General features: G+C 38.7%; 21 protein-coding genes and 1 pseudogene. 21 read left to right on the top strand and 1 reads right to left on the bottom strand.

Annotated elements, in window-relative coordinates; genetic code table 11:
• The first annotated feature begins 28 nt into the window (after positions 1-28).
• From ABIE66_RS15835 to ABIE66_RS15820, 4 genes are all read left to right on the top strand, one after another.
• The gene (locus ABIE66_RS15835; protein WP_370015421.1) at positions 29-1,609 is read left to right on the top strand and encodes a recombinase family protein; all 1,581 of its coding nucleotides are present in this window, start codon (positions 29-31) and stop codon (positions 1,607-1,609) included.
• A gap of 1,112 nt (positions 1,610-2,721) precedes the next feature.
• Positions 2,722-3,543 (top strand): abortive infection family protein, encoded by an 822-nt coding sequence (locus tag ABIE66_RS15830; protein ID WP_370015420.1) that lies wholly within the window; start codon positions 2,722-2,724, stop codon positions 3,541-3,543.
• Between the two features lie 361 nt (positions 3,544-3,904).
• Positions 3,905-4,324 carry a hypothetical protein gene (locus ABIE66_RS15825; protein ID WP_370015419.1) on the top strand — a complete coding sequence of 140 codons (420 nt, stop codon included), beginning with the start codon at positions 3,905-3,907 and terminating at the stop codon, positions 4,322-4,324.
• A 33-nt stretch (positions 4,325-4,357) separates the two neighbouring features.
• Positions 4,358-4,981: a hypothetical protein gene (locus ABIE66_RS15820; protein ID WP_370015418.1), complete on the top strand. Its 624-nt coding sequence runs from the start codon at positions 4,358-4,360 to the stop codon at positions 4,979-4,981.
• A 41-nt stretch (positions 4,982-5,022) separates the two neighbouring features.
• On the opposite strand, the gene ABIE66_RS15815 is transcribed toward ABIE66_RS15820, so the two are convergent.
• Positions 5,023-5,760, bottom strand: a complete 738-nt coding sequence (locus ABIE66_RS15815; protein ID WP_370015417.1) for a hypothetical protein — start codon at positions 5,758-5,760, stop codon at positions 5,023-5,025.
• Between the two features lie 1,375 nt (positions 5,761-7,135).
• On the opposite strand from ABIE66_RS15815, the gene ABIE66_RS15810 reads away from it, so the two are divergent.
• From ABIE66_RS15810 to ABIE66_RS15730, 17 genes and pseudogenes are all read left to right on the top strand, one after another.
• Positions 7,136-8,005 carry a hypothetical protein gene (locus ABIE66_RS15810; protein WP_370015416.1) on the top strand — a complete coding sequence of 290 codons (870 nt, stop codon included), beginning with the start codon at positions 7,136-7,138 and terminating at the stop codon, positions 8,003-8,005.
• Positions 8,006-8,134: 129 nt separating this feature from the next.
• Entirely contained in the window at positions 8,135-8,377 is a 243-nt protein-coding gene (locus tag ABIE66_RS15805; RefSeq protein ID WP_370015415.1) for a helix-turn-helix domain-containing protein, read from the top strand.
• Positions 8,378-8,405: 28 nt separating this feature from the next.
• Complete coding sequence (locus ABIE66_RS15800) at positions 8,406-8,687, top strand: hypothetical protein (protein ID WP_370015414.1); 282 nt, start codon at positions 8,406-8,408, stop codon at positions 8,685-8,687.
• A gap of 13 nt (positions 8,688-8,700) precedes the next feature.
• On the top strand, positions 8,701-8,838 hold the full coding sequence (locus ABIE66_RS15795; protein WP_370015413.1) for a hypothetical protein: 138 nt from the start codon (positions 8,701-8,703) through the stop codon (positions 8,836-8,838).
• Between the two features lie 27 nt (positions 8,839-8,865).
• Positions 8,866-9,618, top strand: a complete 753-nt coding sequence (locus ABIE66_RS15790; protein ID WP_370015411.1) for a hypothetical protein — start codon at positions 8,866-8,868, stop codon at positions 9,616-9,618.
• Positions 9,619-9,621: 3 nt separating this feature from the next.
• Entirely contained in the window at positions 9,622-10,185 is a 564-nt protein-coding gene (locus ABIE66_RS15785) for a hypothetical protein (RefSeq protein ID WP_370015410.1), read from the top strand.
• 99 nt (positions 10,186-10,284) lie between these two features.
• A complete protein-coding gene (locus ABIE66_RS15780; protein WP_370015408.1) occupies positions 10,285-10,581 on the top strand; it encodes a hypothetical protein in 297 nt (98 codons plus the stop codon).
• A 60-nt stretch (positions 10,582-10,641) separates the two neighbouring features.
• A complete protein-coding gene (locus ABIE66_RS15775) occupies positions 10,642-10,860 on the top strand; it encodes a hypothetical protein (protein ID WP_370015407.1) in 219 nt (72 codons plus the stop codon).
• 54 nt (positions 10,861-10,914) lie between these two features.
• Complete coding sequence (locus tag ABIE66_RS15770) at positions 10,915-11,337, top strand: hypothetical protein (protein ID WP_370015406.1); 423 nt, start codon at positions 10,915-10,917, stop codon at positions 11,335-11,337.
• 14 nt (positions 11,338-11,351) lie between these two features.
• The gene (locus ABIE66_RS15765; RefSeq protein ID WP_370015404.1) at positions 11,352-11,798 is read left to right on the top strand and encodes a phBC6A51 family helix-turn-helix protein; all 447 of its coding nucleotides are present in this window, start codon (positions 11,352-11,354) and stop codon (positions 11,796-11,798) included.
• Positions 11,799-11,800: 2 nt separating this feature from the next.
• Positions 11,801-12,187 (top strand): phage tail tube protein, encoded by a 387-nt coding sequence (locus ABIE66_RS15760; protein WP_370015402.1) that lies wholly within the window; start codon positions 11,801-11,803, stop codon positions 12,185-12,187.
• A gap of 403 nt (positions 12,188-12,590) precedes the next feature.
• Positions 12,591-12,821, top strand: a complete 231-nt coding sequence (locus ABIE66_RS15755; protein WP_370015401.1) for a hypothetical protein — start codon at positions 12,591-12,593, stop codon at positions 12,819-12,821.
• A 417-nt stretch (positions 12,822-13,238) separates the two neighbouring features.
• Complete coding sequence (locus ABIE66_RS15750; protein WP_370015399.1) at positions 13,239-13,379, top strand: hypothetical protein; 141 nt, start codon at positions 13,239-13,241, stop codon at positions 13,377-13,379.
• Between the two features lie 27 nt (positions 13,380-13,406).
• Positions 13,407-13,832 (top strand): annotated as a pseudogene (locus ABIE66_RS15745) (lysine 2,3-aminomutase); the annotation flags it as partial.
• A 1-nt stretch (position 13,833) separates the two neighbouring features.
• Positions 13,834-14,109 carry a YokU family protein gene (locus ABIE66_RS15740; RefSeq protein ID WP_370015397.1) on the top strand — a complete coding sequence of 92 codons (276 nt, stop codon included), beginning with the start codon at positions 13,834-13,836 and terminating at the stop codon, positions 14,107-14,109.
• A gap of 521 nt (positions 14,110-14,630) precedes the next feature.
• Positions 14,631-14,873 (top strand): YozE family protein, encoded by a 243-nt coding sequence (locus tag ABIE66_RS15735; protein WP_289316053.1) that lies wholly within the window; start codon positions 14,631-14,633, stop codon positions 14,871-14,873.
• 13 nt (positions 14,874-14,886) lie between these two features.
• Positions 14,887-16,653, top strand: coding sequence for an ATP-binding protein (locus tag ABIE66_RS15730; protein ID WP_370015396.1), 1,767 nt, complete (start codon positions 14,887-14,889; stop codon positions 16,651-16,653).
• Positions 16,654-16,758 lie beyond the last annotated feature (105 nt).

Here is a 16,758-nt window from a genome sequence, read left to right as displayed (position 1 = left end):
TAAACCGTATTAGGGGGTTTTTATAACAATGGAGGCAGTAGCAACCGTAGCAAGCAAAATAAAACACGTTGCGATATACCTGCGTATATCACAGGAAAAGAAAGGCGAGAACGTAGAAACATTAGGCAACCACCGTAGCATATTAACGGATTACGCAACTTCACAGGGTTGGACTTATGTTTTGTACGAAGAGGTGTTATCTGGGGGCAAAACGGATATAAACGAAAGACCACAGTTACAACGGTTATTAACTGATATAGAAAAGTTTGACGGTATTATGGTAATGGAGTTAAGCCGTTTGAGCCGTAACGGGCTAATAAGTGAAACCGTACTGCAACAATGTGTAGATTACGACACACCTATTGTTACACGGGAAAAGATATACGATTTAGCCAACGTACAAAATGACGTACTTACTTATCGGTTTGGCAGTTTGATAGCTTCGCAGGAACACAGCCTAATAGGTAAGCGGAGTAAAAACAACAAAATAGCAATGACAAAACAAGGACTATATGTTAGCGGTAATACGCCGTTTGGTTACAAGCGTAACAACGCTACTAAAAAGTTAGAGATTGATGAACAAAGCGCACAAATAATACGGTACATTTTTAAGCTACACGGCGAAGGGTTAGGTAGTTACAAAATACGGGATATATTAAATGCGGAGGGCTATAAAAGTGCAACGGGTAAGCCGTTTAACATACCAAGCATAAGGCGTATTATACGCAACCCTGTTTACAAAGGTACGGTAGTATTTAATGACCGCAAGCGCATAAAGGTAAACGGCAAGTACACGTATAAAAATATAGATACAATAGAGGTAGAGAAAGCACACCCTGCAATTATAGCCGTAGAAGAGTGGAACAGGGTTAATGATGTACGTATAGCCCGTGCGGAGTACGCACAGCAAACACGGGAAAAGCCTGCAACTAAAACGGGAGTAACAGCCCTCAAAGATTTAATGTACTGCGCTAATTGTGGGCGTAAGTTAGCCGTACGCAAAGATAATAAGAGCGGTAAACACCATATAAAAGTATGCGAATACTTAATGCCTAACGGGGTTAAGTGCGGTAATGCAGGCATAAGGGTACAATACGTGGAAGAGTTGGTAATGCAAAGGGTTACAACGGTACGTACCGAAATAGAGCAGGAAATTGAACGCCTGTTAAATACCGATACGAGTGACATAACGAAAGATATAGTTGAACAGTTAAGCCGTGTGGATAAGCAAATTACTGAACAGGAAAAGGCGTTTAGCACTCTAATCGACTTAGCCGTGCAAGGTATATTAACGGCAGAGGAGATAGCAGGCAAAAAGAAGGAAATAACGGCAAGGTTGGACAGCTTAAAAGCTGAAAAGGCGGATCTGACCGTTAAGCTACAAAACACCAACACAGCTACGGTAACAGATAAGTTACAAAACATGCTAACCGTTATAGACCAGTTAGAAGGCGTAGGGGCTGACCCTACTGCGCTTAACACACACTTAAAGCGGTTTATACGTAAGATTTACTATGACCGCATGTTACCCGAAGAGTTGGCGCATGTATCAACAAACAACCCTGTAAGGCGCAATTATCCGTTTACCATTGAAATTGAATACATGTAATAGGGGTGCAGGCTTAACGCTTACGCCTTTTTTATGTCCGTTTTATCAGCCGTTTAAGCCCCGTATAAGGCATACCGCTATAATGGCTCTAATAAACTACTAAAACGTGACAGTAAGCCCGTTACAGGCGTTTATCAACGTGGCAGGGGACTGTGTACAATACGCTAATATATAACTGTGTAAAGTACCTAACCTTAACGGTATGTGTACGGTGGATATAGCGTAAAGGATTGATACGTCTAGGTTTATAAGGGTTATGTGTAACGGGGATATATGCGTTAAGGATTTACGTAGGTTAACATATATACCGTTATTATAGGGGCTGTGTGCAGGCGTATTGCAACCGTACTGCTACCGTTTATGTACCATATATACCAGCTTAACGCCCTCGGTGCGTACGTGCCTGCCTAAACTACGGGGGTGTCCGTATAACTATACAGCGTAATGTGTACGGCGTACATAGCGTAAGCAACCGTAATAGTACCAACGTTATGCAAGCCTGTATGTAAACAATATGTGTACAATACGTACAAAGCCTGTTGTTAAAGCAATGTATAATACGGTGCATAGTGTTTACTATAACGTAATATATAAACGTTGGTATAACGGGGGTTAAACGGTATAGTAGTTTACATAATGCCAACTATGGGTAGTCCTCAACGTATTATTATGCGGGATTATACAGCATTGTTAGAGAGTAGGTATAGCGCATGAATGTATAAGTATGCAACGTAAGCTACTCGGGGGGGGCTATCTCGAAATCTCAATCGTTGCCAAGTGTATAAAATTTGCTGACGTGATTTTAAAAACGTGAGGGGTTAAACTTTACCCTATTACGCTAGCAAACACGGTAACGGCTACGTAATGCCTATTCGTAAAAAATTTATCTTCATATCTTCAGTAAATTTATAGGGATACATCCGTATTAAGCCTTTTGCCTATAATAGCGGAATGCCTACCGTATGTTTTAACAAGCAGTTAGCGATATTACGCAGGCTATTCGGTATTTTAAGCCGTTAAACTATTAAACTTCCCCCACGCTTAATATATCGCTTAATAACTAGCGGTGATATAATAGTTTAAAGGATAATATTGGAACAGGAGGGCAATATATGAACTCGATAGAGGTACTTGTAAAAACGAAGGATTACATTTGTAAATCGCTAGAACAATATTTTGATAATTATCATTCCGATGAGCCTTTCGCAGTAACTTTGGTAGATACGGTAGTTGCCGATACTTTCTATCAAGAGAGCCGTATCATTATTAAAGCATTAGCACGTAAGCTAAACATTAATGTACCGCCATTTATTCGTGGTTGCAGAACCATTGAAGAAGTTGTGGAATACTTAACTAACGAAATGGGTAGGGATGATAGTTTTTTTACTTTAAAAAGCAACGTTAAATCTAGCATGAACGAATATATAGATTATCTAGAAGATGAGCAAATTGACGTGAAAATAATACACGTTCCTAGCGAAATACCCGAGCACTTAACGTTTGCCCATATTAAGGAAGATTTGGCCAAGTGTGAAAAGCGTTTTAGCAAAGAAGATTATTCAGGAGCTATTACAAGTGCCCGTTCATTGGTGGAAGGCGTTTGTAACGAAATAGTTGTAAATATTACGGGGGAAAGTTTAGAGGATAAACTTGATTTACCTGCGTTGTTTAAAAAAGTACGGAAACATTTAAACCTAGACACGGATAACCCGAAGTTAGAAGCACCGTTAAAGCAAGTAATTAGCGGTTTAATTAATATAGTTAACGGTTTAGCCGAGATTAGGAATGAAAACGGTGACGCACACCATAGACGGTACGATGTAAACAAGCACCATGCGTTAGTTGTGATCAACTCCGCTAAAACGGTAGTAACGTTCTTATTTAATAGTTACGAATATCAATTAGATAAAGGTAAGCTAATTAAAGTAAATTAATAGGTCTTTCATAGTGCTTACCCGTTTTTTATTTAACTTAAATGAGGCACTTATATTGAAGTATTTACAAAATTACGTACCCTAACGGAAAGATTTATATCGGTAAGGATTTGACGGATGATATTAACTATTTAAAGTGCTAGTAGTAAGTTAATAGCGAATGACTTTACAGGGGAACAACGTAGGGATTTTACAATACGTAAAGAATTAGTGGAATCTGATACCGCTACCGATAAGGAGGTAAACGTTAAAGAGGTACATAAGACTATATAAATCAAATGATCCGTGTATTGCTTATAATAAATGGCAGAAATTAAATAAAATTTAAAACGGGCTTGAGTAATGATTTAAGGAGATTATTATGCGATACAAAACAAATGTTGCAGCTTTTAGGAAGTTTAGAACCGAATGGAACCGAATTAGAAGAATTTATTTAGTAACTATATATTCCTACGGCGAAACAATCTCCCGCATTAATGACGAGATAAGTGACAAGGTAATAGATTTCCGTGAAGATATACATTATAAAGATGAGTTAATTGCGAGATCGCCTAACGAGATAACTAAAAACCTTGCTGGAAGATATGCAAACATGTTAAGGGAATCGTTATTTGTTAGGCTTATATCAATAATGGAGCTTTATTTTTCGGATGTTTTATATGAATTAAGCAAATTAACGTATGACCCCTTTAAAACGGATGAACCAAGGGAGTTTAAGGTAGCAGAACTTTTATCAATATCGGATATTCAAGAAATCCAACATAATATTATTAAAAACTAAATAAGAAGCGTGGTTTTGGGTAGTTTTAGCAGAATGAAGAGATTCTTTAAGCAAAAACTGCAAATTGAATTTGGTGATTCGGGTTTAAATCTTAATAATATTGAAGAGTTATATTCTAGAAGAAACTTAATTGTACATGCAGGAGGTTATATAGATCAGGTATATGCCGACACCTATATGCAATCCACCTCAAAAAAAGGTAAATACATAAAAGTTTCAGAAGATTATTTTTTGGAATCATTAGACCTAGTTTTTGATTTTATTCAGTTTATTAATAATAACCTTGAATCGAAATATGATTTTAGTCAGCTTGTTAGAAAAAGATACCAACCAGGAATTGAACCTAAACCTAAACTGATGTCAGATAGTGTAGGTGAAGCAACCGTGAATACAGTATTTAAAACAAATGACAGTTTAAATAGATTTACGGATGAAGAATTTGAATTTGGGTTTGAGCATAAGTACAAATTAAGTGACATTTTAGTTAAAAAAACAATAGTACCCGAATTTGGTGCCATTTTGGATATTAAAGGTGATAGAACTCAAATCGGTACGTATTTGGGCTTTATGAAAATGCTTAACAAGAAAGGTTTGTTTGAGGAACACACCGTACTATCTAAAAATTTTTATAAAATAACGGATAACGGGCTTGCATAATGCTTGCCCGTTTTATCTCTGCATTAAATACCGTTTTTTGTTTATGTTACTTTTTTAATAAAGCTATATAACAACTTGCCTGGACTTGATTTTGAATAGTATTCGTCATTTTCCGCCTGCCCATCGCTAAACGAAGGATTTTCTACGTCTATATCTAAATCTAGGTCAATTTCGTAAGTACGGCGTACAACTTGATGATAGACCGCCTTTTCTAATGTTAACTCCATGCTATTAGTATCTATATCTCTATTTTTACATGCCTCTTTATACGCCTTACTTGAAGCGAAGAATTTTCCGGTTTTGGTTGTATCGAAAAATTCGTATAAAAACTTAATGTTATCAATGTCTTTATCGAATAAGTTCATTAACGCGTCGATACACACTAAATAATCAAGCGATATGTTTTGCTTATTTTCTATCACTTCATACATAATCATGCCTAAGATCGTGCAGGATTTAGTAGATTTAGATAGCAGTATTTTAGAAAGGGTATCAGAAATAAATTGTGCTTTTTCTTCGTTATCAATATAATCCCGTAATTTAGCTAATTGTGTTTCGGTAGGAATGTCGTTAGGTTTAAAGCCCTTTAAAAAAGCTTCAAAACGTTTTTGTGCAATTAGCGTGCTAGCATTACGTAATAACCCAACAACCTTTGATACATCTCCTAATACCTGTACATATTCGTTATCCAAAATGTTATCTCTTGCATCTAAATACCCCTTTAACTTACCCGAAATCGTATCTAGCATATTTTTAGCCTGTTCTATTTCGTTTTCCATAACAAGTATCCCTCCCCAGAATATTCCAACGATGCTTTATTATAAGTCGAGAAATGACTTAAGTCACGTTTTTTATAACCCGATAGAAATATAAAGGTATTTTAAACGTAAAAAAGTTTCGATAAAAAACCTGTAAAAAGTGCTGAAACGTTGCCTATATATGTAGGGGTATTTATTTACTGCAAAAACCCTGTAAATACTCCGTTTTAACGGGTAATAAGTATAGGGGCAATTTATTTACTGCACAAACGGTATAAAAGAGCCTGAAACGTTGCCTTTATAGTAAGGGCATAAATTTTACGGTGCAAACCCTGTAAAAAAGGGCGTTAGTTGGCTTATAAGTATAGGGATATTTATTTACGGTGCAAACCTAATAAAAGAGCCTGAAACGCTGCTTTATAAGTGTAGGGGTATTTATTTACGCAAGAAACCTATAAAAAACTCCGTTTTAACGGGTTATAAGTATAAGGGTTATTTGTATTGCGTAAAAAGGGTATAAAAAAGGCGTTTTAACGGGTTATATATGAGAGGACTATTTATTTACGGTATAAACCTAATAAAAAAGGGCGTTAGTTGGCTTATAAGTATAGGGTTATTTATTTTCGGCACAAACCTAATAAAAACTCCATTTTGTCGGGTATTATATGAGAGCTACTTTTTTTAAAACATACAAGGTAAACGGGTACACGTAGGGTCTACTCGTTACTAAATTAGTTTATACTCCGCGTTAACGCATGGGGGCGCAAGCCCCAACGTAGTCAAAGTTAATTATAAAGGGCTTACCGTACTGTATAGCGGTAATACCTCTCCTAATAACCCAATCAGTGCTTTGCAGGCGTGCATAGGCACAAACATTTTTTGTAGGCATGCGCTCACCTCACGGGGTTGGGCGTATTTTTTATTAGAGTAAAAGTTAACATTTTTAAACTTATATAGGAAGTCAAGTGGTGCAGTTACGTATTAGTTACGGGCTGTGCCTTTTTGTGTGCCGTTAAATTACGGTGCGTTGTATAAGCAGTGTTATTACGCCGTTATAGCGTATTTATTACGGGGCTTTTAATAGCGGTATTAAAACACTACAACCCTAACGGGCTGTACTTATTAACTTATTAAACGGCTTATTACTATTATTAGCAACGCCGAAGGCGGTGCAAGGGGTTGGGGGCTGTTATTAGTGTACAACGGCGTTATTACTTAACCTGTAATATCAATACGTACCAGAACGCCAAAAAACGGTTGAAACCGTTGGGGCAGTAAGGTTGACGGCACTTTAATAAACGGCACTAAAGGTAAGGTAGATGGGGTGAAAACGGCACTAAAGGTTAGGTGGATGTTACACCTTTACTACTTAACTAACTAAAGGGGGATTAGTAAAATGACTAATGTAAGTAAGATTGGTATAAAAGTAGAGGGCGAAGAGGGCTTAATGCAAATTATTACGCTAAAAGAAGGCGAGCACGTTAAAAAGGTTACGCAAAGCAATTTACAGCACATGCAAGATATACAAGAAGCTAAAGACTGGATAAATGAAAACGGGGGTGCTTTTATGTGGAGTATATACCGTAAGGCAGTTAGTATGCAGGCAAACGGCACACAGCTAACACAGCATGATTTTGCACGCTTGTTATACCTTGCAACCTACTTAACACACGAAAGAAACGGTGGTAAGTTGGTATACGACAACGGAACGCCAATAGATAAAAAAGGCTTACGTACATTATTGCAGTTAGGCGACAGGGCTTACCGTGATTTTTATAACAAGTTAGAGCGTGAAAGCATTATTTACGACATGGGCGACCATATTTGTATTAACGAAGATTGGTTTAAAAAAGGCAAAATTAACGCAAATGAACTAAATAAACGGGGATTAAGTTTTGCCCGTACCATTATTAAACCTATACGTGATCTTTACGAGCAGTACGGGAACAACCGTGGTGCAGTAGGTAGTTTAGGGCTGTTATACATGGCACTGCCGTATATTAGCTTTGAAACTAACGCACTTGTAAGCAACCCAACGGAGGAAAATGTTAATTTTATTGACCGTTTAAACGTGGTACAGGTTGCGGAGTTGTTTGGCTACCACGAGAATAAGGTAACGCAGGCACTACGCAAGGTTAAGTTAAACGGTGAGTACGTGTTTGGCTTTATGAACGTAGGCAATAATAAAACGGTGTACGTTAACCCTCGCATTTTTTGGCAAGCAAAACGCAGACCAGATAAATCTTTATTACTAGCGTTTAAATAATTTAAAAAGCGTGCGAAAACCTAATCAAAAACTGTATAGGTAGTAAGAGGAGATAAAACGGCGTAGCCCTAGTAACAGGGTTTACGCTTATTTGCGTTGCAATACAACTAAAACTAGGAGGACAAATATATGAAACTTAATAGATACGACATTATTGTACTGCGTACAGCGTTAGGGCTTACGCAAAGGCAGTTGGGATTTTTAATAGATAAAACACCTGAATACATTAGCATGATTGAAAATGGCAAAAAGCCGTTAACAGGTAACGTACAGGAACTTATAGCAGATCGTTTAAAAGTAGATGATGAAGTGTTATTGGCGGTACGTATGCTAAGTAACCGCCTAAAAGAGTTAGAAAATAAGGGCAACTAAAAACTACTAAAAATAGGGAGTGGAGTTTATGTTAGCACAATACGAAATGAACGAGTACACAACGGGGGATATATTACCTAAACGGTGGCTTATAGAAGATGACGGTACAGGCAACATACGAAAGATTAAAAGCATTAGCAAGCCGTATAGCAATAAAGATGGCGAAGTAGTTACGTATATTGACCGTAGCTTAATAGACACCAACGCAACCGCACGCAGGGAACAGGCACAGGCAGAAAAGCAAGAAGGTAGTATGGAAACAGAGATTGACCGTTGGCTACAAGCGCAAGAAACCAAATGTGATGACTAAGGAGGTTAGCGTAATGGAACAGCTACAAAAGGATATAGAATACATTGAATTTTTAATAGATACAGAACGGTACTATACGTTGAATGAATGCCACAGGATACTAACGGCGTACCGTGAAGCAAATGAAGAGTTAGCAAAACTACAAAACTAAAACTATTAACGGGAGAGTGTTATTAATATGGCAAAGAATCTATTTGTTGAAAAGGGTACACAAGTTGAAGGAATTAATAGAGCATTTACAGTTGACGGGGTTTACGTTATTGAAAGCCCTCACGAAGAGGAACAACTACTTGCATCTGGGAAGGCACACGAAATTAACTTCCCTACGCTTGAAGCACTGGAACTTACGATTGGTAGCGTAGTTAAAGAACATGAACAGGCAAAGAGCCGTTTACAGGCAAACCCACGGTTCAGGGATAGTGAATCTGAACGTGAGTACCAGTTGGAGCAACTAGAGTTAAAATTTGCAGAAGATATAGCCCGTACAAAAGAAGGCTACGCAAAAGAACTAGAGTTGCAAGAACGTGAATTAGCACTAAAGGCGGTAACTGAAATACACCCAACAGACGAGCAAACTGCACGCTTTTTAAGTAGCACGGTAACGCAGTTAGCTTACAGCGATACCCCTTTATTGGATATGCAGTTATTGCGTATTAAAGTAGGCGCAATGAACGAGATACAAAAGGCAACCGTACTGGCACAGGCAGGGGCGATTAAGCAGGTAATTAACGGTATTACGAAAGATAAAAATGAAGCTGAAAGCGTATTTGCCGATATTGTTAACATTGCCAAGCAAAGTAATAAAGCTAGTAATTTGGACTTGCAGTTACGCCAATTACAGGCGCTTAAAGCCCGAGGTTTAGACACACAGCACGATCTGTATAAACGTGCCATTGAGTACAGCAAAAAAACTAACGTTAGGGGCGTGTAATAAATGACTGATAACAATAACGGGGCGGTTGAGGAGTTTGACCGCCTAGCAGTTATCCAGGAGTTAGAACAGTTAAAACTGAAAGTAGCACGGTATGAAACCGAAGTACAGCCCCTTGCCGATAGAGAGCTGCAACGCATTAAAGATGAAGCCGTTAAGCAGTACCGCCTAACTGAAGAACAGGCACAAGTTATGGCGGATCGCCTTGCAGAGTTAACCAACGAGCAGGCAATTAACGAAACAGCTTTGCAACTTGCGGGTGCATTTAGGGCAACGGGTAAGAAAAGTGGCGCTGACCCATTGGATGATGAATACGTGGAATTACGCAAAGCGCTTGGAGTAAGACCTTTTACCCGCAGTGACTACAAACCCGTTAATACACAGTATGAAAACGGTAAACAGCTTGCTATGAACATACACCAAAGACACGGTAATCAACTAACTAGTATAAGACCCGCAATGGGTATGGCATTAGGGGAGCAAGTACAGCCTAGCAAAACCCTTAGTAGGTTTAATTTGCCACGTAAAAAAGGCGTGTTAGGGCGTTGGGTTGATAAGTTTAGGTAAACGGCGTTACGGGCTAATTACAAGTGAATAAAAGGTACAGGGCGGGCATTAAGTTGCACCGCCTTATTTAAATAAAACAAATTACAGGAGGCAACAAAAATGGCAAAAGCAATCGTAATCACAAAGACAGTACAAGCAGGCACTAACTACTCAATGGGGCGTGAGGTGTACGCAGTAACTATTAACGGTAGCAATGAGGGCATTTACCTACCTAATCAGCCGTTATTTAACGTAGTTGACAAGGCATTGGCGGTAGCAAAGGAACAGGCGGTAAAAGCTAGTGAGGCAACGCAAGCCGTTACCGTAACTGCACCCGCACTAGATGCGACACTTAAAACGTTTTTGACTGCAAAGTATATGGCGGAGAGCCAATTTAGTGGAGTAACGTTTGCGTAATTAAATAACGTGCAGGGCTTACCGTAACGGGTAGGCTCTTTTATTATGGAGGGAATTACAGTGGCATATTACAGTATCGAAGAACAAGAAACGGTAATTTTATATGAAACGGCTACTAAGCAGTTTGACATTTATACAACCGTACCAAAGCACATTAAAAGGTTAAAAACCGTAGACATAGCTACTATTTTACAAGAGGATACCGATGACAAGGGTATTGCAATTGCTTACCGCATTAAAGTAGAAAAACTGCCTCATAGCTACCTTTTTAATAGGTAAGTGTGCAGGGCTTTTAAACGTGCTTAAAACGTGAAATAACAGGAGGTTAACGATATGGTTGACATTGCAAAACTTGAAAAAGAGTTTGCTGACGTGGTAGTACCGCATAAAGAATACACAGTAACTACACAGGAGGGCTTGCAGTTAATGACACAGCTTGACGAACAGTTTAGACCGTTTTTAATTAAGTACACAGGGCTTGTAAACAAGGCAAAAAAGTACATACCCGTAGACCCTACAAAGTTACAGCCGTTTATTGAACCTGCAACACGGTTAAGCAACTGCAAAAAGTTGAGTAGCATTGGCGTTAGTTATTTGCACGCCCTGCAAACGGTGATAAACGGGTTTAATGATGATGAAGCAGAGGATGCTGTTTACACGCTTTATTCCTATATACAACTTAGCGACAGTAAAGGATTATACGAGTTATTTACTATAGAAGGCAGGGCGGATCATATCGCCTATACCAATAAATAAAAGGAGGAAAAGTTATGGCAAAGAAAACGCTAAAAGACTATGAAAAAGAGCTTACCCCGTTGCAAGTGCAAATTGCTAACGAACTTGTAGCAAATGCGTACTGCAAAAATAACGACAAAAAAACCGTTACACAGCTTGCAGAAGAGGTTGGCGTAAGCAGGCAGACCATTTACACACATAAAAATAACGGTGCAGTAATCGCATACATGGCATTGCTTAGTGAACGGGCAGTAAACGCCTTCCAAGCAAATGCAGAAAGTGCGTTGTTAAAACTGATTGATGACGGCACTGGCAGGCTACCAAGCGTAAAGGCATTACAACTGTATTTTCAGATTACAGGCAAGTTAGTTAACCGTACTGTTAATGCGGACAGCGAAGGCGACTTTGAACCACGCATTAGTAATGCAGAAATTACGGCTGAATTGGAAGATTTAAATAAACTATTAGATGGAGGCAATTAATTATGGCAGTAAAAGGCGTAGATATTTTAATTTTAGTAAACGGTACGATTGTAGGAGGGCAACGTGGGGCTACGTTAAGCGAAAGCGTAGAAACCATTGAAACCACACATAAACTTACAAGCGGATTTAAAGAGTTTGAGTACGGGTTTGGCGAATGGACTGTAAGTGCTGATGGCGTATACATTAAAGGTGATGCAGGTTACGTTGCACTACGTGACGCCATGCGTAACAAACAAAAAGTAACTTTACGTATCCAAGAAGAGGGCGTAAACCTTGAGCAGGGGCAAGCGTTGGTAACAAGCCGTGAACTAGAGGGCGCATATGATGGCGAAGCTACTTATAGCGTTGAGTTTCAAGGCACAGGCGCAATTACACCCGTAGTAGCGTAATAACAAAGTAACGGGCATGGCTTACGGCTGTGCCTTATTTGTCGGCGGTAGCTTAACGGCTACTGCCTTAAATGGTTATAAACGGGGCGCATACGTGAACGCCCTTAACCAAAAATATATTATAAAGGATGGTGAAATCCACTTCCTCAATCACGTTTATTTGTATTTGCGTTGTGTTATCGTAACATTACCAGTTTTACTTTTTTACCACGCTTACGGAATCAGGTCCATCAGCGTGTTTGTGTTTAGGGTACATCTCAAACTGCTCTAATTTAGCCGTAATCCTTTCGTGGGGGTTACGGCTCTTTTTTTGTCTTATTTTAACGAATGGAGTTTACGTAAATTGAATGTTCTGTTAACGTTAGGTATCGTTACATATTAACTAAATAGGGGTGCATTATTTATGGCAGTTTACGAGCCGAAGGGCATTGTAGCAAGTGAAACGGATAAGAGTATTTTTAGAGACGGCAGTAGTTATCGAATCTGGCTTGATAAGAAAACAATGACTGTACGCATTAAATTTTATGATTTAGGCACAGTACATTACGTAGAGAAGGGCAGTAAGCTGTATAACGATCTGCTACGTGACTTTTTTGGCATTGTAACTGAAATAGACGAAGCAGAAGCGCAATAACATTTAAAACGGGCAGGCTTACGGGCTTGCTTTTTTTATGTCCATTTTACCGAGTTACTTCCTATTATATGGGTAATTTATAAAGTCAATCGTGTAGGCTAACAGGCAAGCCGTTATAACTACTAATATAGTTATCTAAATATTCTGAATATGAGTTGTGTTCGTCTTTTTATGACGTTATACTACGTAAGGTAATAAACGATAACGTATAAAAAGGAGATGCTTAACGCATGGCAAATGAAAAAGTAAAATGTAAAACGGGCTGATCCTTAACGGGATAGCCTTTTTTATTTGTGACCGCTCTGCAAGTGTCCAAGACGTAACTGCATAAGTATTAATAAGGCTGTGCGAAACAGTTTTTGCCCGTTGTATAGGCATCGTAAAGCATTTTACAACGTTGAAGAGGGGCGTATACTAATGGCAAACACACAGGCAGGCGGTACAGGGGCGTTAAACAAGCCCGTAGGCACGGTTATAGAACGTAATAAACCAAACATAACGCTAATTGCGCAAAGCATTATAACAACTTATAAAAACGGTGCTACTACTGCAAAGTAAGCCCGTTATTTTTTTGTCTTTAAAGTACATACAATTAAAAATGCTGTTCCTACCTTCGTCGTCGATGCTCCAGGTGGGGGAGGGAAAATAACACTGCAACCGAATTATATCCTTTCACAATCCCCAACAAAAACGGTGCTGCGCAATTTTGAAGGAGTCATAACCACATATCCTGAACCTGAGCATTATACACCTGGGCTTGCAGATGATTATTTCAAAGGGGTATATCCCGATATGGAAGAAAAAAGGTCAGATATAGGTGTATCCGGTTTGATGAACGATAAGCAATTCAATTTAGTGCCTGAAGGGCTGAAGCGAATGAATCGACGGGAAAATTACGTGACAAACCCAGAGCATGCTACATTGAAAAACCAACGTGAAAAAAGAGATTTGTTGAAAGAAAAGAAATACCAGGCACAGCAAAAAAAGAGCACTCCAAAGGGAGATGAATAGCATGGAGACGTGTCCATGGTGTGAGAAAGGGAAGCTTACATCGGTAAAGGGGACGGTGTATTGGGAACTGCCGGATGGTACGAGGGCGGTGGAAATTACGGAAACCCCTTCATCTCATTGTGAGAATTGCGATGCTCTTTTTCAAAGTGATGAAATAGTGAAGGAAATTGAAAATCAACTATTTTTAATTGATTCGAAACTGCTTGAAAAACAAACGAAGTACAGTGAGCTAATGAACATGAAAAAGCTGTTGAAACGCAACTACTTTGACTTTTAGCGGAATGGTACATGACGTTTCCATTTATTAATGAATGAATCCCCTCATTTTAGGCAGAACAGTGTAAATCACTATTCTATCTTAGATGTAGGGGGTTTTTCCCATTCACAAGAATTATAGGCCATCGGGTATTTGAATGTTAGAGTAATTCCGCCACCCTTCATACGGCATGACTGACTATGCTCGTGTGTATATAAGGTAAGGGTACTTGCAAGCATTTGATTGAAGCTCTAGGTTAAACTTGTAGCGATTCGATTCATTGATCGATCACTTAAAGAATAAAGAACGTAAGTGTGAAAAAATATTTCCCGCCTTTAAAAGGATTGAATCAATTTGGGAATGAGAACGATATTTTTATTGAAGTTCCGTTTTCTATTATCAAATGCGGTTCGTGCTGAAAAATGGTGGATTTCAATAAAATGAGGAAGAAAAAACCAAATTATTTTAAAAAAGTGGACGGAAGAGAAAGTTTCCGATATATTAAAGCAGAATCATAGTTATTTTTAGGGGGGCTCGACACCATGAGACCATTTTATTTATATTTAATGAAATTTCGACAACCAAAGGAAATTGATGCAATCACTAAATTTGCCAATCATGCCTATCAGGATCATGGCTTCCCAAAACAATCGACTGATTATAATGAACTGAGCAGTTATTTGGAATTGAATGCAGATTATCTCGAAAGTATGTCAGTATTCGATCAAGCGTGGGAACAATATGTCCAAATAGAAGAAGGACTCCTATTGGGAGATCAGGAATAGGGGGATCGGAAGGATGCTTAAAAGCCTTCAAACCCGAATTTTGCTTTATTCTTTACTTATAGCAAGTGTTCCTGTTCTGATATTGGGGATCATATCCTATGGATCACAGCGCTCCCTGCTGGAAAAGGAAGCTAAAAATGCCTTGAATGCAGGTTCACTGAATATTGTAAATGAAACATATAGCTATTTGAACGAACGCATCAGTGATGTGAAGTTAATGAGTGCAAATTCGGTAATCATAAATCCCGGCTCTTCAAAGGAAGAGAAGTCAGTTGAACTAAAAAAGTTTATCGATGCAAAAGGAAGTTATTACGGTGTTTTGCATTTGAATATGGAAGGAAAGGTCATTGCGGATACCTCCAATAAAATGATCGGGGATAACCTCGCAAAGAGAATATGGTTTAAAGAGGCCATGGAAGGTCATGAATTCCTTTCTGACGTATACAAAACCCGAGCTTACTCAGAACCCATAATATCTCTAAGTGCGCCGGTATATGATAATACAGGAAAAATAATCGGTGTCGTATCTCCAGCTTTCAGATTGGAAGGGCTCTGGGAGATGATGGAGAAAAAGGCTAATGACATTAGTGATAAATATCCAGTGAACTTTTTCATTCTTAATCAAGAAGGTATCATGATTTCGAAAAAAGACCCACATGGCGTCATGCAGGATTCAGCCTTGGAGGAAATTGGATTAACGAAAGAAAAGCTGATGGAGGCTTCGTTATCGGATGAATTGTACAGTGCAGAGAATGGGGAAAAAATATATTCTATCCAGCCTATCCAAACGATAGCGGAAACGGAGAATACATGGTTTGTTGTTGTGGGTGCAGATAAGAATCAGGTGTTTCAGCCTTTGAATGACCTTTTATCACGGTATCTGACCATCTACAGCATCGTATTTGTTTCTATCATTCTGGCTGTCTATTTACTTACAAAGACTCTTGTGCGGCCAGTTCAAGATCTTGTCGAAGCAACGGAGGATTTCATTGAAGGAAAAGAATTCGTCTTTTCCAATAAAAGAAGCTTCGAGGAAATGGAAAAATTGAATCTTGCCTTTCTAAGAATGATGGAAACGATAGAAGATCGTGAGAAGGAAATCGTCCGTACGGAAAAATTGAAATATGTTGGCCAGCTTGCAGCCGGGGTCGCGCATGAAATCAGGAACCCGCTGACGACAATAAAGGGCTTTTTCCAACTATTGAAGAGTCAGGATCATGATAAAACACTAATAGAAAAATATAGTGATGTCATGCTTCATGAAGTGGATCGGGTGAATGTATTCGTGACTCAACTTCTTGATTTGGCAAAACCCCATCAACTGGAATGGGAGAAAATGGATTTAAAGGATTTCCTTGATGAAATGATAGATACATATACTTCTTCAAATCCGAGTTCTCACGTAAGAATAATGAATGGAGTGACACAATCCGTCATTGTTTTTTCAGACAGGAACCGGTTAAGGCAGGTTCTCTTGAATGTCCTGAATAATTCTTGTGAAGCCATCGAAGCAAGAGGGCAGATTGAACTGGATCTGACTGCCGTTTCCCAATATGTAAAATTGATGATCAGAGATGATGGAAAAGGCATCAGTCCCGAGAATTTAAAAAATATCGGCATGCCCTTTTATACCACTAAACAAGATGGAAACGGCCTAGGTGTAGCGACCTGCATTCAGATAATGGAGGAATTAAAAGGAAAATTTCAAATTGAGAGTGTACATGACGAAGGAACGAAAGTGACGCTCATTATCCCTACTGCGAACCGTCTCATTAAATGAGACGGTTTTTGGTTGTAGATAAATGAGGAACAAGGTTTTTCGTTGCCCTTTAATAAATGGGCAAGTTCCTTATCTAAATGAGTAAAATGCCCTCTCATTTCCATT

It is taken from the genome of Peribacillus sp. B2I2, from assembly GCF_041261685.1.
Classification (GTDB): Bacteria; Bacillota; Bacilli; order Bacillales; family DSM-1321; genus Peribacillus.
This window is presented reverse-complemented; position numbering and strand designations above follow the sequence as displayed.